This is a genomic window from Microbacterium sp. AC215, from assembly GCF_979258645.1.
In genome coordinates, this window is sequence record NZ_OZ409869.1 from 3,307,241 (window position 1) to 3,329,112 (window position 21,872).

At 65.5% G+C, this 21,872-nt stretch carries 29 protein-coding genes and 1 pseudogene; all 30 read left to right on the forward strand.

Going from position 1 to position 21,872, the window contains the following annotated elements; genetic code table 11:
- The first annotated feature begins 162 nt into the window (after positions 1 to 162).
- The 30 genes and pseudogenes from ACZZZF_RS16040 to ACZZZF_RS16185 all read left to right on the forward strand — a co-directional run bounded on the left by ACZZZF_RS16040 (position 163) and on the right by ACZZZF_RS16185 (position 21,746).
- A complete protein-coding gene (locus ACZZZF_RS16040; RefSeq protein ID WP_400341760.1) occupies positions 163 to 2,235 on the forward strand; it encodes a glycoside hydrolase 5 family protein in 2,073 nt (690 codons plus the stop codon).
- A 73-nt stretch (positions 2,236 to 2,308) separates the two neighbouring features.
- Complete coding sequence (locus tag ACZZZF_RS16045; RefSeq protein ID WP_463499568.1) at positions 2,309 to 4,048, forward strand: DUF4012 domain-containing protein; 1,740 nt, start codon at positions 2,309 to 2,311, stop codon at positions 4,046 to 4,048.
- Between the two features lie 147 nt (positions 4,049 to 4,195).
- Positions 4,196 to 5,629, forward strand: coding sequence for a sugar transferase (locus tag ACZZZF_RS16050; protein ID WP_150115189.1), 1,434 nt, complete (start codon positions 4,196 to 4,198; stop codon positions 5,627 to 5,629).
- 78 nt (positions 5,630 to 5,707) lie between these two features.
- On the forward strand, positions 5,708 to 6,214 hold the full coding sequence (locus ACZZZF_RS16055) for a hypothetical protein (protein WP_400341764.1): 507 nt from the start codon (positions 5,708 to 5,710) through the stop codon (positions 6,212 to 6,214).
- A 68-nt stretch (positions 6,215 to 6,282) separates the two neighbouring features.
- Positions 6,283 to 7,233, forward strand: a complete 951-nt coding sequence (locus tag ACZZZF_RS16060; RefSeq protein ID WP_463499570.1) for a M23 family metallopeptidase — start codon at positions 6,283 to 6,285, stop codon at positions 7,231 to 7,233.
- Positions 7,234 to 7,386: 153 nt separating this feature from the next.
- A complete protein-coding gene (locus ACZZZF_RS16065) occupies positions 7,387 to 7,599 on the forward strand; it encodes a hypothetical protein (protein WP_053099214.1) in 213 nt (70 codons plus the stop codon).
- Between the two features lie 863 nt (positions 7,600 to 8,462).
- Positions 8,463 to 8,771: a 30S ribosomal protein S10 gene (rpsJ, locus tag ACZZZF_RS16070; protein WP_017201594.1), complete on the forward strand. Its 309-nt coding sequence runs from the start codon at positions 8,463 to 8,465 to the stop codon at positions 8,769 to 8,771.
- 8 nt (positions 8,772 to 8,779) lie between these two features.
- Positions 8,780 to 9,439 (forward strand): 50S ribosomal protein L3, encoded by a 660-nt coding sequence (gene rplC, locus ACZZZF_RS16075; protein WP_053097486.1) that lies wholly within the window; start codon positions 8,780 to 8,782, stop codon positions 9,437 to 9,439.
- Positions 9,440 to 9,441: 2 nt separating this feature from the next.
- Positions 9,442 to 10,104, forward strand: a complete 663-nt coding sequence (rplD, locus tag ACZZZF_RS16080) for a 50S ribosomal protein L4 (protein WP_463499573.1) — start codon at positions 9,442 to 9,444, stop codon at positions 10,102 to 10,104.
- Positions 10,101 to 10,424, forward strand: coding sequence for a 50S ribosomal protein L23 (gene rplW, locus ACZZZF_RS16085; protein WP_053097484.1), 324 nt, complete (start codon positions 10,101 to 10,103; stop codon positions 10,422 to 10,424). Before rplD ends, rplW begins: the two co-directional genes overlap by 4 nt.
- Positions 10,425 to 10,444: 20 nt before the next feature.
- Positions 10,445 to 11,284 carry a 50S ribosomal protein L2 gene (gene rplB, locus ACZZZF_RS16090; protein ID WP_053097483.1) on the forward strand — a complete coding sequence of 280 codons (840 nt, stop codon included), beginning with the start codon at positions 10,445 to 10,447 and terminating at the stop codon, positions 11,282 to 11,284.
- 12 nt (positions 11,285 to 11,296) lie between these two features.
- Positions 11,297 to 11,577 (forward strand): annotated as a pseudogene (gene rpsS, locus ACZZZF_RS16095) (30S ribosomal protein S19).
- A gap of 25 nt (positions 11,578 to 11,602) precedes the next feature.
- Positions 11,603 to 12,001, forward strand: coding sequence for a 50S ribosomal protein L22 (rplV, locus tag ACZZZF_RS16100; protein ID WP_053097482.1), 399 nt, complete (start codon positions 11,603 to 11,605; stop codon positions 11,999 to 12,001).
- Positions 12,001 to 12,756: a 30S ribosomal protein S3 gene (rpsC, locus tag ACZZZF_RS16105; RefSeq protein WP_042538759.1), complete on the forward strand. Its 756-nt coding sequence runs from the start codon at positions 12,001 to 12,003 to the stop codon at positions 12,754 to 12,756. Before rplV ends, rpsC begins: the two co-directional genes overlap by 1 nt.
- On the forward strand, positions 12,756 to 13,175 hold the full coding sequence (gene rplP, locus ACZZZF_RS16110; RefSeq protein ID WP_053097481.1) for a 50S ribosomal protein L16: 420 nt from the start codon (positions 12,756 to 12,758) through the stop codon (positions 13,173 to 13,175). Before rpsC ends, rplP begins: the two co-directional genes overlap by 1 nt.
- The gene (rpmC, locus tag ACZZZF_RS16115; protein ID WP_017829202.1) at positions 13,175 to 13,492 is read left to right on the forward strand and encodes a 50S ribosomal protein L29; all 318 of its coding nucleotides are present in this window, start codon (positions 13,175 to 13,177) and stop codon (positions 13,490 to 13,492) included. Before rplP ends, rpmC begins: the two co-directional genes overlap by 1 nt.
- Positions 13,492 to 13,809 (forward strand): 30S ribosomal protein S17, encoded by a 318-nt coding sequence (gene rpsQ, locus ACZZZF_RS16120; RefSeq protein WP_053097480.1) that lies wholly within the window; start codon positions 13,492 to 13,494, stop codon positions 13,807 to 13,809. The genes rpmC and rpsQ overlap by 1 nt, the downstream gene beginning before the upstream one ends.
- Positions 13,806 to 14,174: a 50S ribosomal protein L14 gene (gene rplN / locus ACZZZF_RS16125; RefSeq protein WP_053097479.1), complete on the forward strand. Its 369-nt coding sequence runs from the start codon at positions 13,806 to 13,808 to the stop codon at positions 14,172 to 14,174. Before rpsQ ends, rplN begins: the two co-directional genes overlap by 4 nt.
- Positions 14,175 to 14,177: 3 nt before the next feature.
- Positions 14,178 to 14,537, forward strand: a complete 360-nt coding sequence (rplX, locus tag ACZZZF_RS16130; RefSeq protein WP_045253837.1) for a 50S ribosomal protein L24 — start codon at positions 14,178 to 14,180, stop codon at positions 14,535 to 14,537.
- Positions 14,537 to 15,127, forward strand: coding sequence for a 50S ribosomal protein L5 (rplE, locus tag ACZZZF_RS16135; RefSeq protein ID WP_053097478.1), 591 nt, complete (start codon positions 14,537 to 14,539; stop codon positions 15,125 to 15,127). The genes rplX and rplE overlap by 1 nt, the downstream gene beginning before the upstream one ends.
- Before the next feature lie 120 nt (positions 15,128 to 15,247).
- Complete coding sequence (rpsH, locus tag ACZZZF_RS16140; protein ID WP_045253835.1) at positions 15,248 to 15,646, forward strand: 30S ribosomal protein S8; 399 nt, start codon at positions 15,248 to 15,250, stop codon at positions 15,644 to 15,646.
- A 6-nt stretch (positions 15,647 to 15,652) separates the two neighbouring features.
- Complete coding sequence (gene rplF / locus ACZZZF_RS16145) at positions 15,653 to 16,189, forward strand: 50S ribosomal protein L6 (protein ID WP_053097477.1); 537 nt, start codon at positions 15,653 to 15,655, stop codon at positions 16,187 to 16,189.
- A gap of 2 nt (positions 16,190 to 16,191) precedes the next feature.
- Positions 16,192 to 16,551 (forward strand): 50S ribosomal protein L18, encoded by a 360-nt coding sequence (gene rplR, locus ACZZZF_RS16150; protein ID WP_053097476.1) that lies wholly within the window; start codon positions 16,192 to 16,194, stop codon positions 16,549 to 16,551.
- Positions 16,548 to 17,243: a 30S ribosomal protein S5 gene (gene rpsE, locus ACZZZF_RS16155; RefSeq protein WP_072591671.1), complete on the forward strand. Its 696-nt coding sequence runs from the start codon at positions 16,548 to 16,550 to the stop codon at positions 17,241 to 17,243. The genes rplR and rpsE overlap by 4 nt, the downstream gene beginning before the upstream one ends.
- Positions 17,243 to 17,428, forward strand: coding sequence for a 50S ribosomal protein L30 (gene rpmD / locus ACZZZF_RS16160; RefSeq protein WP_042538783.1), 186 nt, complete (start codon positions 17,243 to 17,245; stop codon positions 17,426 to 17,428). The genes rpsE and rpmD overlap by 1 nt, the downstream gene beginning before the upstream one ends.
- Positions 17,428 to 18,054 (forward strand): 50S ribosomal protein L15, encoded by a 627-nt coding sequence (gene rplO / locus ACZZZF_RS16165; protein ID WP_072591670.1) that lies wholly within the window; start codon positions 17,428 to 17,430, stop codon positions 18,052 to 18,054. Before rpmD ends, rplO begins: the two co-directional genes overlap by 1 nt.
- Positions 18,055 to 18,155: 101 nt before the next feature.
- Complete coding sequence (secY, locus tag ACZZZF_RS16170) at positions 18,156 to 19,478, forward strand: preprotein translocase subunit SecY (RefSeq protein WP_053097474.1); 1,323 nt, start codon at positions 18,156 to 18,158, stop codon at positions 19,476 to 19,478.
- The gene (locus ACZZZF_RS16175; RefSeq protein WP_053097473.1) at positions 19,475 to 20,071 is read left to right on the forward strand and encodes an adenylate kinase; all 597 of its coding nucleotides are present in this window, start codon (positions 19,475 to 19,477) and stop codon (positions 20,069 to 20,071) included. The genes secY and ACZZZF_RS16175 overlap by 4 nt, the downstream gene beginning before the upstream one ends.
- 10 nt (positions 20,072 to 20,081) lie before the next feature.
- Positions 20,082 to 20,930: a type I methionyl aminopeptidase gene (map, locus tag ACZZZF_RS16180; RefSeq protein WP_072591669.1), complete on the forward strand. Its 849-nt coding sequence runs from the start codon at positions 20,082 to 20,084 to the stop codon at positions 20,928 to 20,930.
- Positions 20,931 to 21,086: 156 nt separating this feature from the next.
- Positions 21,087 to 21,746, forward strand: a complete 660-nt coding sequence (locus tag ACZZZF_RS16185) for a DsbA family protein (RefSeq protein WP_053097471.1) — start codon at positions 21,087 to 21,089, stop codon at positions 21,744 to 21,746.
- Positions 21,747 to 21,872: the final 126 nt, after the last annotated feature.

A 21,872-nucleotide genomic window follows, 5' to 3' on the forward strand; every position in this document is an offset into this window, starting at 1 on the left:
CCGACCTCGCACCACAGGGCACGCGGGCGCGCAGTGTCGGCTGGGCCTCTGCAAGCATGCGTCGAGTCTAGGGAAGTTCTCGGCGGGCGGGCCCAGGGCGGCTGTCAGGTTCGTCCCGAGTACGACCCGATACATTGGAGACGAACACTCGGGGGAAAGGACATGATGGCTCTGCGCGCGACGAAGAAGACGATCATCATCGCGAGCGCGGTCACCGTGCTCCTTGTCGGAGGAGGTGCCGCTGCTGCGATGGTCATCTCCGGGCAGCAGGCGCAGCCTCGCGCCGATGCCTCTCCTGAGGCTTCTCCCGAGCCGGTCGTGACCGAGTCGCCGGCCGTGGTTCCGGTGACGAATGTGGCACGCGCATCGGTCGACGGATGGACACTCGCAGACCGCCGAGTGGTCGGCACGGTTCTGCCCGAAGTTGGCGACGCCGCGCAGGGCGCTGTGTCTCTGCGAGTGGATGCCCCGGCTGATGATGCGGACATCGTCGCCGCGACCGCTCCCGTCGCACTCGCGCCGGACACGGAATACACGCTCACCGCTTCGGTGCGGGTGCTCGCAGAGGAGAAGACCGAGACCGGTGTTCGCCTGACCGCGGGAGGCCAGACCTTCACGCTTCCCGAGCTGGATGCGGAATGGGAGACGATCGAGTTCCCGTTCACCTCGACGGCCGATCAGCCCGCCGCATCGACGTTGGACGTCGTGCTCTCCGGTGCCGTGCGCGGGTTCGGGATCGACGACGTGTCAATCACCGCGGCCGGCACCGACAACCTCGTGCCCAACGGCTCCTTCGAAGCCGTGCAGACTCCGGCGGGCATCGTCAACGACTCACTCGTCATGACGGATGAATCCGCGGTGCTCGCCGTCTCTCTCGCTGAGGGGCCCGTGCAGTGGAGCGCCACATCGACGGCCGGCGGTGAGCCGATCACCGGCGAGTTCGAGTCCGCAGGCCCTCTCTCGGCCCTGCCGTTGACCGGCGTGACTCAGGGGCACTACACCGTCGCCGTCAACGACTCCTCCGGGCGGCAGATCCAGACGGACGTCGCAGTGATCGACACCGACGGCTTCTCCGTGAGCCAGGACGGGCGCTTCGGCGTGGGAGCGCACGTCGAGAAGGAGGCCTTCATCGGCACCGGATCTCTGGCGGCCGCGATCGGCTTCGCCGAGGTGCGCAACGACATCTCGTGGGAGCGGAACGAGAAGGTCGCCGGCCAGTACGTGTGGGACGAGAACTATGTGCGCGAGTTCGAGCGCATGCACGCGAACGACGTGAAGCTGCTGGGCCTCGTCGTGTACGGCAACAGGCTCTACGGTGCCAGGAAGGCGCCGGGCAACGAGGCGGCGATCCAGGCATACGGCGCCTATGCGAAGGCCGTCGCCGACCGGTTCGATCTCGTCGGTCTCGAAGTCCTGAACGAGTTCAACCATCGCGAGAACGACACGGCCTGCGGGCCGGCGCCCGCCTGCTACGTGCCGATCGCGCAGGCCGTCCGCGACCACGTCAGCACGGCGTATCCGGACCTCCCCATCGTCACGGGCTCCACCGCCCTCTACGACAGCGAGTGGTTCACCGGGTTCTGGCAGGCCGGCGGCATGGCCGTGACCGACGCGGCGAGCTACCACCCCTACGAGTCGTGGATCAATCGCGACGCCGATCTGATCGCCGGCACGGTGCAGCAGTCCTACGCCGACATGCAGGAGTTCGCGGGGGAGACGCGGCCTGTGTGGGTCACCGAGATGGGATTCCCCACGCATTACGACGGGGTCTCCGTGCTCGAGCAGGGGCAGATGATGGTGCGCAACCAGGCCCTTGCCTTTGCAAACGGCGTGGAGAAGTACTTCTGGTACGACCTCGTCAACGACGCTGCCGACCCCGCCGCGGGGGAGTCGAACTTCGGCCTTTACGAGAACTCGCCGCGCCCGGACGTCGTCGCTCTGGCTCCGAAGCCCGGGGCCTTCGCTCAGGCTCTGATGATCACACAGCTCCGCGACAAGGCCTTCGCCTCGGATGAATCCGACGACACGACCACGGTGGAGGTGTTCGGGACGGAAGGCGACGAGACGCGAATCGCGTGGGCGAAGCAGGGCGAGGTGCAGCGCACCTTCGCGTCCGACGTCCCCGTGACGGTCACCGACATGTCCGGGCAGACGCAGTCGATCGTCCCCGAGGGCGGCGAGGTCACTCTGACCCTCGGCGCGTCTCCGATCTTCATCTCATCGGAAGCGGAGTGAGCGCCGCGAAGACGGTCTCAGGTGTCGCCAGTACAATTCACCAGATCACTCCAGCACGAAAGGCAAGTCGACCATGAGCGCAGGTAGTCAGGATGCGCAGAGCATCGACGAGCAGAAGTCGGGCCGTCAGCGTCGACGACGTCGTGTCTGGGTGATTCTCGCTCTCGTCGTCATAGCGTTCCTCCTCGCGGTGTGCTGGGTCGGGCTCCGCGCCATCACCGTGAAGGACGGGCTGATCCAGAGCCAAGAGCTCATCGGTCAGATCCAGGACGGTGGCGCCGAGGTCGACGAGGTCCTCCCCGAGCTGTCCGAGAGCGCTGCGAGCGCCGGTGCCGCGGCATCCGATCCGGTGTGGTGGGTCATGGAGTGGGTCCCCGTTGTGGGCGACAACCTCAAGGGGGTGCGCCTCGCGGCACAGTCGCTCGACGCGCTCGTCAACGGTGTCGCACTGCCCGTGATGGGCGATGAGGATTCGACGGGATCGATCACGGAGCGGCTGCTCGAGGCCACCGACGATCAGGCGACGCACATCACCGAGCTCGCGGACGGGCTGGAGTCCGTCTCGCAGTCTCCCTTCCTCGTGTCGGTCGTGCGCGAGGGCGTCGACCAGGTCGACGAGGTGATGTCGGCGGCCGCCCCCATGATCGGAGTGCTCCCGACGCTGCTCGGAGGCGAAGGCGCGCGCAACTATCTGCTCGTCTTTCAGAACAACGCCGAGACACTCGCCCTCGGAGGCAGTGCTGCCGCGCAGACCCTCGTGCGGGTCGAGAACGGCACGATCTCGATCGGCGCGCAGGGCGACAGCGGCAACTACCAGAACGGCGTCGCGGTTGACGTCGACGTCCCCCCGAGCGCCATCGAGCTGTACACGAGCTACCTCGTCGACCACATCAACACGAGCATGAGTCGCCCCGACTTCCCCACCGCGGCGAAGATCATGCGCGCCTGGTGGCAGCGAGACATCGCTGACGACGAGATCGCCGGCGTGGTCTCGATCGATCCGATGGCGCTGTCGCGCATCCTCAAGGCCACAGGTCCGATCGAGCTGGCCTCGGGCGAAGTCCTCTCCGAAGAGAACGCGGTCTCGCTGCTGCTGAGCGAGGTCTACGGACGCTGGGATTCCTACAAGGAACCCGAACTCGTCGATGGATTCTTCGCCGACACCGCCGCGGCAGTGTTCGACCAGATCGCGTCCGGGGACTTCGATCTGAAGGACATGATGTGGGCGATCACGGAGAGCGCGTCGCAGGGCAGCGTGCTCGCCTGGAGTGATGACGCTCAGGTCGCCGCCGCGATCGAAGGCGAAAGGATCAGCGGCGTTCTTCCGACGGACAACTCCGATGCGACGACTGTCGGCATCTATTTCAACAACAGCAACGGCTCGAAGATCGACTACTTCACGGAGACCGCGACGACGGCCACGGCGATCTGCGAGGCGGGCAACACGACGTTCACAGCCACGGGTTCGCTCACGCTACCGCTGACCCAACGTCAGGCCGAGGCGCTGCCCCGTTATGTGCAGAGCATGACCTTCGGCGCCCGGTTCCGTGACTGGATCTTCATCTACGGTCCTCCGGGAACGACGCTGAGCGACGCCACCTTCAACGGCGACGAGGTGTCGGTCATGCACCGCGACATCGATGACCTCGGCCGACCGGTCGTCGCGTTCGAGGCGTGGTTCGACCCAGGGGACTCGATCGACGTGACGGCGACGTTCGTCGGATCAGACGGCGATTACGGACCGCTCGCGGTGCAGACGAACCCGATGGTGCGGGGAGAGAAGCCCGTCGTCACCGACGACTGCGCCGGCTGAGGTCTATCCCCGGCTCGGCGGCAGCCCGATATACTTGCACGCGTTCTGACGTCAGCGCGGTCAAGGGGGGTGAGTGTCGTCGTCGTTCAACTCGAGCACGGTGGCTCCAGCGCCGCGCGTGAGCCGAGGAACACCGCCCCGGTGCAGATGAAGAAAGCCCGGCGAGTCGCATGGACTCGGCTCTACGCGAGTCGTCTCTTCTACAACGACGTCGTCGTCGTCCTTCTCGCACTCATCATCGCGGCGATTATCGTGCTTCCGGGGCTGCTGACCGGTGTCTCCTGGCCCGGCGGGCCCCGAGTGTCGTATCTCCTGGTGCTCGCGCTGATCGGCATCCTGTGGTTGATAGCTCTCGACGTGACGGATTCCCGCGACCGTCACACGGTGGGGCACGGGGCGGATGAGTACCGCAGAATCGTCAACGCGTCGGTCGCCGTGTTCGCGGTCACCGTCGCCATCGCGTTCTTCCTCGGCATGGAGCTTTCGCGCGCGCTCGTCGCAGTCGTCTTCCCCCTCGGACTCGTGCTGCTCCTCCTGTCGCGGTGGATGTGCAGGCAGTGGCTGCGTGGGCGGCAGAAGACGGGGCGGTATCTGCACAGGGCGGTGGTGATCGGCGAGCCGTCGAAGGTCGCCCTCGTGGGGCGCGAGATCCGGCGTGCCAAGAGCAGCGGGTATGAGATCCTCGGAGTGATCACCGAGACCACCTCCGCTGCGGACATCTCGGGCTTCGAGGTGCTCGGCGACATCGCGAACGTCGAGAGAGTGCTCGACGAGGTGCGCTTCGATGCGCTGATCATCGTCGGGTCCGATGATCTCGACCCACTGACGATGCGCCGCCTGGGGTATTCGGTGTCCGACCGCGACATCCAGCTCATCATGGCCCCGGTGCTCACGGACATCGCCGGACCTCGCATGCATGCGACGCCCGTCGCCGGTCTGCCTCTCGTGCACGTCGACTTCCCGCGGATGGAAGGTGCCAAGCGCTTCCTCAAGCGGGCCTTCGACATCGTCGGCTCCTCGCTGCTGCTCGTCCTCATGTCGCCGGTCTTCCTGATCGCCGCCATCGCGATCCGTATCGACGGACCCGGGGGCATCTTCTTCCGTCAGGAACGGATCGGCCGCGGAGGGCGCACCTTCGGCATGCTGAAGTTCCGATCGATGGTGGCGGATGCCGACGACCAGCTGGCGACCCTCCTCGATCTGCAGGGGGATGCAGGAACGCCGCTGTTCAAGATCAACGACGATCCGCGCATCACCAGAGTCGGACGCTTCTTCCGCAGGCACTCCATCGACGAGCTGCCTCAGCTGGTCAACGTTTTCCTCGGGCACATGAGCCTGGTGGGTCCACGGCCTCAGCGCGCCACGGAAGTCGCGCTGTACGACGACTTCGCGCATCGCCGCCTGCTGGTGAAGCCCGGCATGAGCGGGTTGTGGCAGGTGAGTGGACGCTCTTCGCTGTCGTGGGAGGAGACCATCCGCCTCGACCTGTACTACGTCGAGAACTGGTCGCTCATGCAGGACCTCATCATTCTGTTCCGCACCGTCCGCACGGTCGTTGCCCCCGGTGCCACGGCGCACTGAGCGATCGTCGCGAAGATTCCCCGCGACTGTCCGCGTCGCATCCACGGCTGACGCCAGGCGCTGGGTACATTCAAAATCATGAGATCCCCCCTTGCTCGGTGTGTCGCCGCGAGTGCTCTGGTCGTCTTCCTCGTCGGTGGTGCCTCGGGTTGCGCTGCGCTGCCGAGCGCGTCGAGCCCGGTGCCGACCTCGACGGCCTCGACTCCCGATCCCAGCCCGTCGGCCGCAGACCCCACTCCCGACCCCTCGGTCAGCCCGGAGCCCACGGCGACTCCGTCCGACGGCTTCGGTGGTTTCGAGAGTGGAGAGCTGGCGCAGATCTGCATCGACGCGACGCTCTCGGCATTCCCCGCCGACGTCGCCTTCACCATCGAAGACACCCGCATCGAGAAGCGGTCGGTCGCTCCAGAATGGCTCGTGCTGGTTCCGGCGCAGGCCTCCGGGCTCGAGGCGCAGGCCCAGTGCACGATCGGAGGCTCGCCCTCCGCGCCTGAGCTCGGCATGTCGTCGGCATCACTCGAGCCACTCCCGGAGGAGCAGATCGAGAACCTGATCCGCGGCGAGAACGAAGGCGGCGACCGCTAGTGTGCGACGCGGGGGACGCTGAGCCCTCGGCCAGCCGCTCACCACAGCCGCTCCTCTCTCGGCGCGCGATGCTGATCGCCGCCGGCGGGGTCGTCGGGGCTTCCGCCGTGGGGTGGGACCTGTTCTCGCCGGGTCTCAGCGCGACCGCGGCGGGGACCTACCTTCGGCCGTGTGGAGACGTCCGCATCTCAAGCTCCTGGCAAGGGCACAAGAGCCGGAATCCGCCCTCGGGCGAGCCGGGCACCGATTATGCGGTGATCACCGGCACGCAGATCCGGGCGGCCGCGAACGGAGTGATCGTCGATCGGAAGGATTCGACGACGACCGCGACCGGACGCTACCTCGCGCTTCGGGCCGACGACGGCAACTACATCCGTTATCTGCACCTGCAGTCGAGCACGGTTCCCCTGGGTGCACGTGTCGCTCGCGGACAGGTGATCGCCTACTCGGGCGCGTCCGGTTTCGGCAGCGATGCCGGTTACGGCCCCCATGTCCACGTCTCCCTCTGGATCGGTGGCACGCCGCTCCAGCTGGGATTCACCAACTCGGTCGACTTCGAGAACTACGTCGAAACCGGTCCCTACCAGCCCCCAGCGGAGGATCCTGTGCCCACCCATAAGTCATCGACACTGTCGTGGAACGCTGTCTTGCCGGAGGGGGCGTGGGCTCGCATACCGGTTGCCCCCGGTGCCTTCTGGCTGGCTGAGAGCAGCGCGACCATCAAGGAGACGGGCGAGCTCTCGCTCTATCTCACGGCGACCGGGGTCACCAAGGGATTCCAGGTCCGCGTCGTGGCACAGACCCTCAATGGCAGCGGAGGGGTTGTGAGCACATCCCCGCAACCGATGCTCGAGGTCCCGGCGACGAAGGCAACCGCAGCGAACTCTCCGACATACGGCCTTTACACGCTGCCGTACTTCCTGTCGGGTCCGCTGCGCCTGTATGCCGATATCCGTGCTCTCAATCCGGGTATCAGGGTGCAGCAGGTCGTGTTCAAGAAGAACTACTGGCAGTCGTAGCCGCACATCCTCCGCTCGAGTGTCGGTGTCGCAGCCGCGGGGGTCGTGTTCGGAGGACGTTCCCGTCCGAACGTCTTCCGCCGACCACCCGTTGCGTGCAGAATGAACGTGCGTCGGGGATCCGTCGCACTGATCGCACACAAGGGGGCCCGCATGGGTATCGATGAGACTGTCAACAAGGGCAAGGATCTGTACGAGCAGAACAAGGACAAGATCGCCGAGGCAGTGAAGAGCGAGCAGGCGGAAGACATCAGCGACAAGGTGCTCGACGGCGTCGCCGACTTCGCCAAGAAGATCGCACCGGGTGCCGCTGACAAGATCGACGAGATCCGCGACAGCGCCGACAAGGCCGTCGGCAACGAGTGAGACCACGCGTCTGAGACGCAGAGCGGCGATTCCCCCACGGGGGAGTCGCCGCTCCTCTGCGTGCGGCACCAAGTATTCGGCCCGCCGGTATCGCGTTTCACGTCCGGGTTCCCTTAGAATGGATGACGATCGCCTGGGGAACTTGCGATCAGGGATGTCGAAGGGGTTCGACTTCCCGAATTCACGCGGTTCGCCGCGTCAAACTGGGGATAACGATTTTGGGGATCATCGTGCGACGCGCGCACTCTGTGCGCTCAGACGTCTTCCCGCCCGCGCGGCGGTCTCTTCGCCGCGCCCTCGGTCGAGGAACCCGGCGTCCCTTCACGCCGGAGTCCTCGCGTTCGGTGTGCCCCCTCGCACTGAACGCCCTCCCCAAGCGGGGCGAGGCATGGGGATGCCTCGCCCCGCTCTCCTCAGCGCGCTGAGGGGTCGTCGGCGGCGTCGATCAGAGGCGCCGATCCGACGGCTGGGGTGCGCACTCAGGGGATGCTCAGCGAATGCGACACGCCCGGGTTTGCGCAAGTGAAATCGGCCGTGGCAGAATAGACAGGTTCGACATTCCGGCGCGCTCAGCGTCAGCCGGATCACCATCACGACAGTGCATAGGCGGCGCAGACGCGCAGGGACCTAGGCCGCGGGTGGCAGAACGATCCCGACATCTTCATCACGAGGGCTTCGCCGTGCGCGGCGGAGGTCGGACATCCGCTCGCCGAGGCGTGCGGGATGACAGCAGAACAGTGGTGCAGCAGATCGACTCGCGAGAGCCGTTCGAGTGCCGAGGCGCGAACAGCGCCGACGTGCGTCCAATGCCCCTGGGTCACCCGGCCCAGGTCGGTAAGACGCTTAAAGAGAGAGAGCAGACAATGGCGGGACAGAAGATCCGCATTCGCCTGAAGTCGTATGACCACGAGGTCATCGACACGTCCGCACGCAAGATCGTCGACACCGTGACCCGTGCGGGCGCAACAGTCGTCGGCCCCGTGCCCCTTCCGACCGAGAAGAACGTCGTGTGCGTCATCCGGTCGCCCCACAAGTACAAGGACAGCCGCGAGCACTTCGAGATGCGCACCCACAAGCGTCTGATCGACATCGTCGACCCGACGCCGAAGGCTGTCGACTCGCTGATGCGTCTCGACCTGCCTGCCGATGTCAACATCGAGATCAAGCTCTGAGGTCGGACATGGTTGACATCAACTCCAAGATTTCCAAGGGCATGCTCGGCACCAAGCTCGGCATGACCCAGGTGTGGAACGAGAACGGCAAGCTCGTTCCCGTCACCGTCATCGAGCTCGCCTCGAACGTGGTCACGCAGATCCGTACCCCCGAGAAGGACGGCTACAACGCCGTGCAGATCGCGTACGGCCAGATCGACCCGCGCAAGGTGAACAAGCCGCTGACCGCTCACTTCGAGGCCGCCGGCGTCACGCCGCGTCGTCACGTCACCGAGATCCGCACCGCGGATGCCGCTGACTACTCGCTGGGCCAGGAGCTCACGGTCGACGGCACCTTCGAAGCCGGTCAGCTCGTCGACGTCGTCGGCACGAGCAAGGGCAAGGGCTTCGCCGGTGTCATGAAGCGTCACAACTTCAAGGGCGTCTCGGCTTCGCACGGTTCGCACCGCAACCACCGCAAGCCCGGCTCCATCGGCGCATCGTCGACCCCGAGCCGCGTCTTCAAGGGCATGCGCATGGCCGGCCGTATGGGTGGCGAGCGCGTGACCGTCCTCAACCTCACGGTGCACGCCGTCGACATCGAGAAGGGTCTGCTGCTCGTCAAGGGCGCCGTCCCCGGTGCTCGTGGTCGCATCGTCTACGTCCGCAACGCAGTGAAGGGTGCCTGATCATGGCTGACTCCACTCTCGCGCTTGACGTCCTCAAGGCAGACGGCAAGAAGGCTGGCTCGATCGAGCTTCCCGCCGAACTGTTCGACGCCAAGACGAACATCCCGCTCATCCACCAGGTCGTCGTCGCGCAGCTCGCGGCGGCTCGCCAGGGAACCCACTCGACCAAGCGTCGCGGTGAGGTCTCGGGTGCAGGCCGCAAGCCCTTCAAGCAGAAGGGCACGGGTAACGCCCGTCAGGGCTCGATCCGCGCGCCGCACATGACCGGTGGTGGAATCGTGCACGGCCCCAAGCCGCGCGACTACTCGCAGCGCACCCCCAAGAAGATGATCGCCGCAGCCCTCCGCGGTGCACTCAGCGATCGCTTCCGCGGGGACCGTCTGCACGTGATCGACACGTTCGGCACCGATGGCGCCCCCTCGACGAAGGCAGCCGTGAGCTTCCTCTCGCAGGTCGCCACGTCGAAGAACGTCCTGGTCGTCATCGTGCGCAACGACGAGCTCGCGCTCAAGAGCATCCGCAACCTCAGCAACGGTCACGTTCTGACGTTCGACCAGCTCAACGCCTACGACGTTCTCGTCTCCGACGACATCGTCTTCACCCAGGCCGCGATCGAGGGCTTCATCGCCTCGAAGTCCGGCGCCAACCAGGAGGTCTCCGCATGAGCGAGCAGGCATCTGTTCTCCAGACGGCCCTGAACAAGGACCCGCGCGACGTCATCCTGAAGCCGGTCGTGTCCGAGAAGAGCTACGGTCTCATCGACGAGGGTAAGTACACCTTCCTCGTGGACCCGCGCGCTTCGAAGACCGAGATCAAGCTCGCCATCGAGAAGATCTTCGGCGTCAAGGTCGCAGGGGTCAACACCCTCAACCGCGTCGGCAAGGCTCGTCGCACCCGCTTCGGCACCGGCAAGCGCAAGGACACCAAGCGCGCCATCGTGACCCTGAAGTCGGGCACCATCGACATCTTCACGGCAATCGGCTGATCCGGGGGATAAGGACAATAATGGCTATTCGCAAGTACAAGCCCACGACCCCGGGCCGTCGCGGCTCGTCGGTGGCTGACTTCGCCGAGATCACCCGATCGACGCCGGAGAAGTCGCTGCTGCGCCCGCTCTCGAAGACCGGTGGTCGCAACAACCAGGGCCGCATCACGACCCGTCACATCGGTGGTGGCCACAAGCGCCAGTACCGTGTCATCGACTTCCGTCGCAATGACAAGGACGGCGTCGACGCCCGCGTCGCTCACATCGAGTACGACCCCAACCGCACGGCACGCATCGCGCTGCTGCACTACTTCGACGGCGAGAAGCGCTACATCCTCGCGCCGGCGAAGCTGAAGCAGGGCGACGTCGTCGAGTCGGGTGCTGGTGCCGACATCAAGCCGGGCAACAACCTCCCGCTGAAGAACATCCCGACGGGTACCGTCATCCACGCGATCGAGCTCCGTCCCGGTGGCGGCGCGAAGATGGCACGTTCGGCCGGTGCATCCGTCCGTCTCGTGGCCAAGGATGGCAACTTCGCCCAGCTGCGTCTGCCCTCGGGCGAGATCCGCAACGTCGATGCGCGCTGCCGCGCGACCATCGGCGAGGTCGGCAACGCCGAGCAGTCGAACATCAACTGGGGCAAGGCCGGCCGCATGCGCTGGAAGGGCGTCCGCCCGACCGTCCGTGGTGTCGCGATGAACCCGGTCGACCACCCGCATGGTGGTGGTGAGGGCAAGACGTCCGGTGGACGTCACCCCGTCTCCCCGTGGGGCCAGGCTGAGGGTCGCACCCGTCACGCCAACAAGGAAAGCGACAAGTACATCGTGCGTCGTCGTAACGCCGGCAAGAAGCGTAAGTAGGAGTAAGAGAAGATGCCTCGCAGTCTTACAAGGGCCCCTTCGTCGACGATCACCTGCTTCGCAAGGTGGTCGTGCAGAACGAAGCCGGCACCAAGAACGTCATCAAGACCTGGTCTCGCCGGTCCATGATCATCCCGGCCATGCTGGGTCACACGATCGCGGTCCACGACGGTCGCAAGCACATCCCCGTGTTTGTGTCCGAGACCATGGTCGGCCACAAACTGGGCGAGTTCGCGCCCACCCGCACCTTCCGCGGCCACGAGAAGGACGACAAGAAGGGCCGCCGCCGCTGACGCGGTGGCGATAGAGGAGAGAGAAATGGTGGAGTCCATCGCACGCGTGCGACACATCCGCGTGACCCCTCAGAAGGCTCGTCGTGTCGTCGCGCTCATCAAGGGCAAGCAGGCCCAGGAGGCTCTGGCGATCCTGAAGTTCGCACAGCAGAGCGCCAGTGAGCCGATCTACAAGCTTGTCGCGTCGGCCATGGCCAACGCACAGGTCAAGGCGGATCGTGACGGCGAGTACCTCGACGAGCAGGACCTGTACGTGGCTAACGCCTACGTAGACGAGGGGACGACGCTCAAGCGTTTCCAGCCTCGTGCACAGGGTCGCGCTTTCCAGATCAAGAAGCGCACGAGCCACATCACGGTCGTGCTCTCGACGCCTGAGGCGGCTCCGGCCGCTGCAAGCGACAGCAACAAGAAGGCGAGCAAGTAATGGGACAGAAAGTAAACCCGTACGGCTTCCGCCTCGGCATCACCACGGACCACGTGTCGCGTTGGTTCTCGGACTCGACGAAGCCGGGTCAGCGTTACGCCGACTACGTCGCCGAGGACATCAAGATCCGCAACCTGCTGAAGACGCAGCTCGACCGCGCCGGTGTCTCGAACATCGAGATCGAGCGCACCCGTGACCGCGTCCGCGTCGACATCCACACCGCCCGCCCGGGCATCGTGATCGGTCGTCGTGGCGCCGAGGCCGAGCGCATCCGCGGCGACCTCGAGAAGCTCTCGGGCAAGCAGATCCAGCTGAACATCCTCGAGGTCAAGAACCCCGAGGCTGACGCTCAGCTCGTCGCACAGGGCATCGCCGAGCAGCTGTCTGCTCGCGTGGCGTTCCGTCGTGCGATGCGCAAGGGTCTCCAGGGCGCGCAGCGCGCTGGCGCCAAGGGCATCCGCATCCAGGTCTCCGGCCGCCTCGGCGGCGCCGAGATGAGCCGCTCGGAGTTCTACCGCGAGGGTCGTGTGCCGCTGCACACGCTGCGCGCGAACATCGACTACGGCTTCTACGAGGCGAAGACCACCTTCGGCCGCATCGGCGTGAAGGTCTGGATCTACAAGGGTGACCTGACCAACAAGGAGCTTGCTCGCGAGCAGGCCAACGCCCCGAAGTCCCGTCGTGACGACCGTGGTGGCGACCGCCGCCGCGCGCCGCGCAACGAGGCCCCTGTCGCAGAAGGAGCGTCTGCCTGATGCTTATTCCCCGCAAGGTCAAGTACCGCAAGCAGCATCACCCCAAGCGTGATGGCCAGGCCACCGGTGGCACGAAGGTCTCCTTCGGCGACTTCGGCATCCAGGCCCTCACGCCCGCTTACGTGACCAACCGTCAGATCGAGTCCGCTCGTATCGCGATGACGCGTCACATCAAGCGTGGTGGAAAGGTGTGGATCAACATCTACCCCGACCGCCCCCTCACCAAGAAGCCTGCCGAGACCCGCATGGGTTCCGGTAAGGGTTCCCCCGAGTGGTGGGTCGCCAACGTCAAGCCGGGTCGCGTCCTCTTCGAGGTCGCAGGCGTCAATGAGGAGCTCGCTCGCGAGGCCCTCACCCGAGCAATCCACAAGCTGCCGCTGAAGGCACGCATCATCAAGCGCGAGGAGGGCGACGCGTAATGGCGATCGGCACCAAGGAGCTCGCTCCGGCAGAGCTCGACACGTTCGAAGACCAGCGCCTCGTTGAGGAGCTGCGTAAGGCCAAGGAGGAGCTGTTCAACCTCCGTTTCCAGTCGGCCACCGGCCAGCTGGAGAGCCACGGCCGCATCCGCGCCGTCAAGCGCGACATCGCGCGCCTGTACACCGTGATCCGCGAACGCGAGCTGGGCATCCGTGCGACGCCCGCTCCGGTCGAGGCTCCGGCCAAGAAGGCGACCAAGTCGAAGGCGAAGAAGGCGGACTCCGCTGACGACGCCGTGAAGGAAGAGGCTGAGTGATGGCCACCAAGAAGGAAGCTGCCGTCGAGGCTGAGCACGCAGAGCACGATGTTCGCGATGCGGATGCCCGTGGGTACCGCAAGTCGCGTCGTGGCTACGTCATCAGCGACAAGATGGACAAGACCATCGTGGTCGAGGTCGAGGACCGCGTGAAGCACCCGCTTTACGGCAAGGTCATCCGCCGCACCTCGAAGGTCAAGGCGCACGATGAGGCGAACTCCGCCGGCATCGGCGACCTCGTCCTGATCAACGAGACCCGCCCGCTCAGCGCCACGAAGCGCTGGCGTCTGGTGGAGATTCTGGAGAAGGCCAAGTGATCCAGCAGGAATCCCGCCTCAAGGTCGCCGACAACACCGGCGCGAAGGAACTGCTCACCATCCGTGTGCTCGGCGGCTCGCGCCGTCGTTACGCCGGACTCGGTGACACGATCGTCGCGACCGTCAAGGACGCGATCCCCGGCGGCAACGTCAAGAAGGGCGATGTGGTCAAGGCCGTCATCGTCCGCACGGTCAAGTCCACGCGTCGTCCCGACGGCTCGTACATCAAGTTCGACGAGAACGCCGCCGTGATCCTGAAGAACGACGGGGAGCCCCGCGGCACCCGTATCTTCGGACCGGTCGGTCGTGAGCTTCGTGACAAGAAGTTCATGAAGATCGTCTCGCTGGCGCCGGAGGTTATTTAAGTCATGGCGAAGATCAAGAAGGGTGACCTGGTTCAGGTCATCACCGGAGCCACGCAGGAGCGTGGCGGCGACCGCGGCAAGCAGGGCAAGGTCCTCGAGATCCTGTCCGACAAGAACCGCGTCATCGTCGAAGGCGTGAACTACGTCACCAAGCACACGCGCGTCGGACAGACGCAGCGTGGCACCAAGACGGGCGGCCTCGAGACTGTCGAGGCCTCCATCCACATCTCGAACGTCGCACTCGTCGACCCCTCGACCAAGAAGCCGACCAAGGTCGGCCACCGGGTCGAGGAGCAGACCAAGGACGGCGTCAAGCGCACCGTCCGTGTGCGGTACGCGAAGAAGTCAGGTAAGGACCTCTGATGGCAACCACCGACGCTGCGGTGGCTGGCAAGATCCAGCCCCGCCTGAAGGCGAAGTACAAGGCCGAGATCCAGCAGAAGCTGCAGGATGAGTTCGGCTACACCAACGTGATGCAGATCCCCGGTCTGGTCAAGGTCGTCGTGAACACCGGTGTCGGTGAAGCGGCCCGCGACAGCAAGGTGATCGACGGCGCGATCGACGATCTCACCAAGATCACCGGTCAGAAGCCGCTCGTCACGAAGGCTCGCAAGTCGATCGCGCAGTTCAAGCTGCGCGAGGGCCAGGCCATCGGCGCACACGTCACCCTCCGCGGTGACCGTGCGTGGGAGTTCCTGGACCGTCTCGTCTCGCTCGCTCTGCCCCGTATCCGCGACTTCCGCGGCCTCTCGGGCAAGCAGTTCGACGGAAACGGCAACTACACCTTCGGTCTCCAGGAGCAGAGCGTGTTCCACGAGATCGATCAGGACAAGATCGACCGGGTTCGCGGTTTCGACATCACCGTCGTCACCACCGCGAAGACGGACGACGAAGGTCGCGCGCTTCTTCGTCACCTTGGCTTCCCCTTCCGTACGGAAGACGCCCAGGCGTAAGCGGTTTCGGGCGGGGCGCACAGCGCCCCGCCCGATCCCGTACAATTGAAGATTGCGTGTCATCGCAGGCCGTCTGTCGTGTAACGGCAGCCGGAACCTCATGAACAAAGGAAAACAACAATGACAATGACAGACCCGGTCGCAGATCTGCTGACCCGTCTGCGCAACGCGAATTCGGCGCATCACGACTCCGTGACCCTGCCGTCGAGCAAGCTCAAGACGCACATCGCCGAGATCCTCCAGCAGGAGGGCTACATCGCTGGATGGGAGACGACTGACGCTCGCGTCGGATCGAACCTCACCCTGCAGCTGAAGTACGGCCCCAACCGTGAGCGTTCGATCGCGGGCATCAAGCGCGTGTCGAAGCCCGGCCTCCGCGTCTACGCGAAGTCCACCGAGCTGCCCAGGGTCCTCGGCGGACTCGGCGTGGCCATCCTGTCCACCTCCTCCGGTCTCCTCACTGACCGTCAGGCAGAGCAGAAGGGCGTGGGCGGAGAAGTTCTCGCCTACGTGTGGTAATCGAAAATGTCGCGTATTGGACGACTTCCCATCGACGTTCCCGCGGGCGTGACCATCTCGGTCGACGGCCGTGAGGTCGCGGTGAAGGGCCCCAAGGGTGAGCTCACCCTGACGGTCGCCAAGCCCATCGAGGTCGCGGTCGAGGAGAACCAGGTTCTCGTCACCCGTCCCGACGACGAGCGTGAGTCCCGGTCGCTTCACGGCCTGACCCGCACGCTCATCAACAACAACATCATCGGCGTGACCCAGGGCTACACCAAGGGTCTCGAGGTCGTCGGAACCGGTTACCGTGTCGCTCAGAAGGGCAGCTCGGTCGAGTTCGCCCTCGGCTTCTCGCACCCGGTCCTCATCGACCCGCCCGCCGGTATCACGCTCACGGTCGAGGGCACCAACAAGCTCACCGTCAGTGGTATCGACAAGCAGGCTGTCGGCGAGGCAGCTGCGAACATCCGCAAGATCCGCAAGCCCGAGCCGTACAAGGGCAAGGGCGTGCGTTACGCCGGCGAGGTCGTGCGTCGCAAGGCCGGAAAGAGTGGTAAGTAACCATGGCTCTCAAGTCAAAGTCTGACGCCCGCGCGCGTCGTCATGCCCGCCTTCGCAAGAAGGTCGTCGGCACCGAGGCGCGTCCGCGTCTCGTCGTCAACCGCTCGGCTCGCCACGTCTTCGTGCAGCTTGTCGACGACAGCAAGGGTCACACCGTCGCGTCGGCATCGACGCTCGAGACCGACCTGCGTTCGCTCGAGGGTGATAAGACCGCCAAGGCCCGCAAGGTCGGCGAGCTTCTCGCCGAGCGTGCGAAGTCTGCCGGCGTTTCCGAGGCAGTGTTCGACCGTGGCGGAAACCGCTACGCCGGTCGTGTCGCCGCCATCGCCGACGGCGCCCGCGAAGGGGGTCTGGCACTGTGAGTGACAACAAGGAGAACGAAGTGACCGAAGCGGCAGCTGCCACTTCCGAGACTGCCACCGGCACCACGCAGGCAGAGCCGTCTCAGCGCGACAACCGCCGTGGCGGCCGTAGCGACCGCAACCAGGGTGGCCGTGACCGCAACTCCCGCGACCGTGGGGACAACCAGTTCCTCGAGCGCGTGGTCACCATCAACCGCGTCTCGAAGGTCGTGAAGGGTGGTCGTCGCTTCAGCTTCACCGCTCTCGTGGTCGTCGGCGACGGCAACGGTCTGGTGGGCGTCGGCTACGGCAAGGCCCGCGAGGTCCCTCTGGCGATCTCGAAGGGTGTCGAAGAGGCCAAGCGCAACTTCTTCCGCGTTCCGCGCGTCGGCAGCACCATCCCGCACCCCGTGCAGGGTGAGGCCGCAGCAGGCGTCGTCCTGCTCCGTCCGGCCGCTGCCGGTACCGGTGTCATCGCCGGTGGTCCGGTTCGCGCCGTGCTCGAGTGCGCCGGCATCCACGACGTGCTGTCGAAGTCGCTCGGCTCGTCGAACACGATCAACATCGTGCACGCGACGGTGACGGCCCTGAAGATGCTCGAGGAGCCCCGTGCGGTCGCCGCACGTCGTGGCCTCGAGTTCGACCAGGTCGCACCCGCGCGTCTCGTCCGTGCGGAGGCTGACGCCATCGCCGCACAGAAGGTAGGTGCCTGATGGCTGCGCGCCTGAAGGTCACGCAGGTCAAGTCCAAGGTGAGCGAGAAGCAGAACCAGCGTGACACGCTGCGCAGCCTCGGTCTGAAGCGAATCGGTGACAGCACCGTTCGCCCCGACGACGCGCAGACGCGCGGTTACGTCAAGACCGTCGCCCACCTCGTCAAGGTTGAGGAGATCGACTAATGGCTGAGAAGAACGAAGCCGCAGGCGCCGAGAAGGCCCCGAAGAAGGCTGCCGCTCCCAAGGCCGCAGCCGAGAAGAAGCCCGCCGCCAAGAAGGCACCGGCGAAGGCGACCGAGGCCAAGGCCGACGCCGTCAAGAAGCCGGCCGCCAAGAAGGCTGCGCCGAAGAAGGATGCTCCGGCATCCCGCCCCGGCGTGCTGAAGGTGCACCACCTGCGTCCGGTCCCCGGATCCAACACCGCGAAGACCCGTGTCGGTCGCGGTGAGGGCTCCAAGGGTAAGACCGCGGGTCGCGGTACCAAGGGCACGAAGGCTCGCAACACCGTTCGCGTCGGCTTCGAGGGTGGGCAGATGCCTCTGCACATGCGCACCCCGAAGCTGCGCGGGTTCAAGAACCCGTTCCGCGTCGAGTACCAGGTCGTCAACCTGGAGAAGCTCGCGGAGCTGTACCCCACAGGTGGCGACGTCACCATCAGCGACCTGGTCGCCAAGGGTGCCGTTCGCAAGAACGAGAAGGTCAAGGTTCTCGGAGACGGCGACATCGCCGTGAAGCTCACCGTCGCGGTCGACAAGGTCTCGGGTTCCGCCGAGCAGAAGATCGTGGCGGCTGGCGGATCCGTCAAGTAACCACTTCATGAGAGGGGTCGGAGATTCTCCGGCCCCTCTTATGGGTTAGCCTGTTCTTTCAGCCGTCCTTCAGGGATCGGCAACCTTTCAGGAGGACGTCCTTGTTTAGCGCCATCGCGCGGATCTTCCGCACGCCCGACCTGCGTCGGAAGATCGGTTTCACCCTCGCCATCGTCGCCATCTACCGGCTTGGCTCGAATGTGCCTGCTCCGTTCGTGAACTTCCCGAACGTCGAGGAGTGCCTCGCGCTGAACTCCGGGACGGAGGGACTCCTCGGACTCGTCAACCTGTTCTCGGGTGGCGCGCTCCTCCAGCTCTCGATCTTCGCCCTCGGCGTGATGCCGTACATCACCGCGACGATCATCACCCAGCTCCTTCGCGTGGTCATCCCTCACTTCGAGGCTCTGCACAAAGAGGGCCAGGCCGGCCAGGCCCGTCTGACCCAGTACACGCGCTACCTCACCATCGCTCTCGCACTGCTGCAGTCGACGACGCTGGTCACGGTGGCACGCAGCGGTCAGCTCTTCGGCACCACCGACATCGCCGCGTGCCAGAACCTCCTCACCAACGACGTGTGGTGGGCGCAGCTGCTCATCATCATGGCGATGACCGCCGGCACGGGCCTCATCATGTGGTTCGCAGAGCTCGTCACCGAGCGCGGTATCGGCAACGGCATGTCGCTGCTCATCTTCACCTCGATCGCCGCCACGTTCCCCGGAGCCATGTGGCTCATCTGGGAGAGCAAGGGCTTCGAGGTCTTCCTCCTGGTGCTTCTGGTGGGAATCATCGTCATGGGCCTCGTCGTCTTCGTCGAGCAGTCCCAGCGCCGCATCCCGGTGCAGTACGCCAAGCGCATGGTCGGTCGCCGCACCTACGGCGGCACCAACACGTACATTCCGATCAAGGTCAACATGGCCGGTGTGATCCCCGTGATCTTCGCCTCGTCGCTGCTGTACATCCCGGCGCTCATCGCACAGTTCAACACCCCGCAGGACGGCTCCGAGCCGGCAGCGTGGGTCACCTGGATCAGCGCGAACTTCACGACCGGCAACAGCCCGATCTACATGGCCGTGTACTTCCTGCTGATCATCGGCTTCACGTACTTCTACGTCGCGATCACCTTCAACCCGGTCGAGGTCGCCGACAACATGAAGAAGTACGGCGGGTTCATCCCCGGCATCCGTGCCGGTCGTCCGACCGCCGAGTACCTCGACTACGTGCTCACGCGCATCACGCTGCCCGGGTCGATCTACCTCGGCCTCATCGCGCTGATCCCGCTCATCGCTCTCGCCACCGTCGGCGCCAACCAGAACTTCCCGTTCGGCGGCGCATCGATCCTCATCATCGTGGGTGTCGGTCTCGAGACGGTCAAGCAGATCGACGCACAGCTGCAGCAGCGACACTACGAAGGGCTCCTCCGATGACTCGATCAGCTCGTCTCCTCATCGTCGGTCCGCAGGGCTCGGGGAAGGGCACGCAGGGCGTCCGCATCGCAGAGTCCTACGGCATCCCGGTCGTCTCGACGGGCGACATCTTCCGCGCGAACATCAAGGAGGGCACGCCGCTCGGCCAGCAGGTCACGGCGATCCTCGACAAGGGCGATCTCGTTCCCGACGAGCTCACCAGCGAGATCGTTCGCGATCGCCTCTCGCAGGACGATGCAGCCAAGGGCTTCCTGCTCGACGGATACCCCCGCAATGCCGCGCAGGTCGAGCACCTCGACGCGTTCCTCGGTGCCCGGGGGGAGTCCCTCGACGCCGTCATCCTGCTCGACGTCCCGCGCGAAGAGAGCATCGAGCGTCTCAAGCTCCGTGCAGCGGAGCAGGGTCGCTCGGATGACACGGATGAGGCGATCGCACACCGTCTCGACATCTACGAGCACGAGACGGCCCCGATCCTCGAGGTCTACGGCCCCCGTGGGATCGTCGACCGCATCGACGGCGTGGGCTCGCTCGACGAGATCACCGAGCGCGTGTTCGCGGCGCTGACCGCACGCGGTCTGCGCCTCGCGGCCTGATCACCGAACGATGTTCCGCAAGTCGATCTACAAGAGCGCGGCTCAGCTGCGTGCGATGGTGGAGCCCGGTCTCATCACGGCGGCTGCGCTCGACGCCGTGCGGCCGCTGATACGACCCGGTGTCACGACTCTCGAGCTCGACGCCGAAGCGAACCGTGTGATCCTCGCCCGTGGCGCGGAATCGAACTTCCAGCTCGTTCGCGGATACCGGCACACCACCTGCATCTCGGTGAACGAAGAGGTCGTCCACGGCATCCCGGGTGAGAGGGTCCTTCAGGCAGGCGACATCGTCTCGATCGACTGCGGCGCGCAGTTCCAGGGCTGGAACGGCGACAGCGCCATCACCGTCGTCGTCCCTGATGAGACGCGCCCCGAGCTGGTCGCCCGGCGCGAGGAGCTCTCGCGGGTCACGGAGGGCTCGATGTGGGCGGGGATCGCCGCCATGGCGTCCGCTTCGCACCTCGGTGACATCGGAGCCGCGATCCAGGGTTACATCGAGGCACAGGGCCCGTCAGCCGTCTCCGGCGAGACGTACGGCATCCTGCGCGAGTACGTCGGCCACGGCATCGGACGCAAGATGCACGAGGCGCCCAGCGTCTTCAACTACCGCACGCCCGACCCGGGCGCCGAGGTCAAGCCCGGTCTCGTGCTGGCGATCGAGCCCATGGTCACCGCCGGCAGCGACGAGACCTTCGTCGAGGACGACGACTGGACCGTCTCGACGGTCGACGGCACCGACGGCTCGCACTGGGAGCACAGCGTCGCACTGCACGCGGATGGGATCTGGGTGCTGACCGCGGCAGACGGGGGAGCGGCCGGTCTCGCCCCGTTCGGCGTGACGCCGACCCCGATCGCCTGAAGCCGGCGCTGTCGGTCACGGCGCGATCGGCGATCCAGCGCTCGATCACAACGTGCGCATAGGTTTCTCCGGGCACAATGGGTGTATGGGTGCGCGTGCGCCCGAGGACTTCAAGCCCGGTCCGCCATGGGCGGACCGCGACAGAAACGGAAAGCAATGGCAGCCGCGAAGAGCAACACCAACTGGTTCGTGATCGGCGTCTCGGCGGCAGTGGTGGTCGTGCTGGCCGTTCTGGCCTTCGTCGTCGTGTTCCTGAACAACCAGGCGACCTCCCCGGGCACGGCCCCGCAGAGCTCGATCGTGAACGAGGAGACCGGCGCCATCTCGTTCGGGTCGGGCGAGGACGAGATCGACACCTACGTCGACTTCATGTGCCCCGTCTGCGGGCAGTTCGAGGACGTCTACGGCGAGCAGCTGCAGGCGGCAGCCGCCGACGACAAGATCACGCTGAACATCCACCCGGTGTCGATCCTCAACCGCTACTCGACGACGGGGGAGTACTCCTCGTTGTCGGCCGGCTCGATGTACTGCGTCGCCGCCGAGGCTCCCGACTCGACTCTCGACTACTTCAACCTGCTCTTCGCGAACCAGCCGGAGGAGAACTCGGCCGGTCTCAGCGTCGAGGAGCTGAGCGCGCTCGCCGAGCAGGCCGGGGCGGGCGCCGCGGCTGACTGCATCGCCGACGGCACCTACAACAAGTTCGCCGACTCGCAGACGAAGGCGCATGAGATCACCGGAACCCCGACCGTCGAGGTCAACGGGAACCGCATCGAGAACAGCGAGATCGAGGCGGAGTTCGCCAAGATCCTCGGCTGATCCCGTCTGGTCCGATCAACGGGAGTTCCGGCATTCTGCTCAGGTTGCCGGAACTCCCGTTGTCGGATAACATAGATCCTTGGTGCCTTGCGCCTTGATTCGGCGTGTCTGAATCGGCAGAGGTAT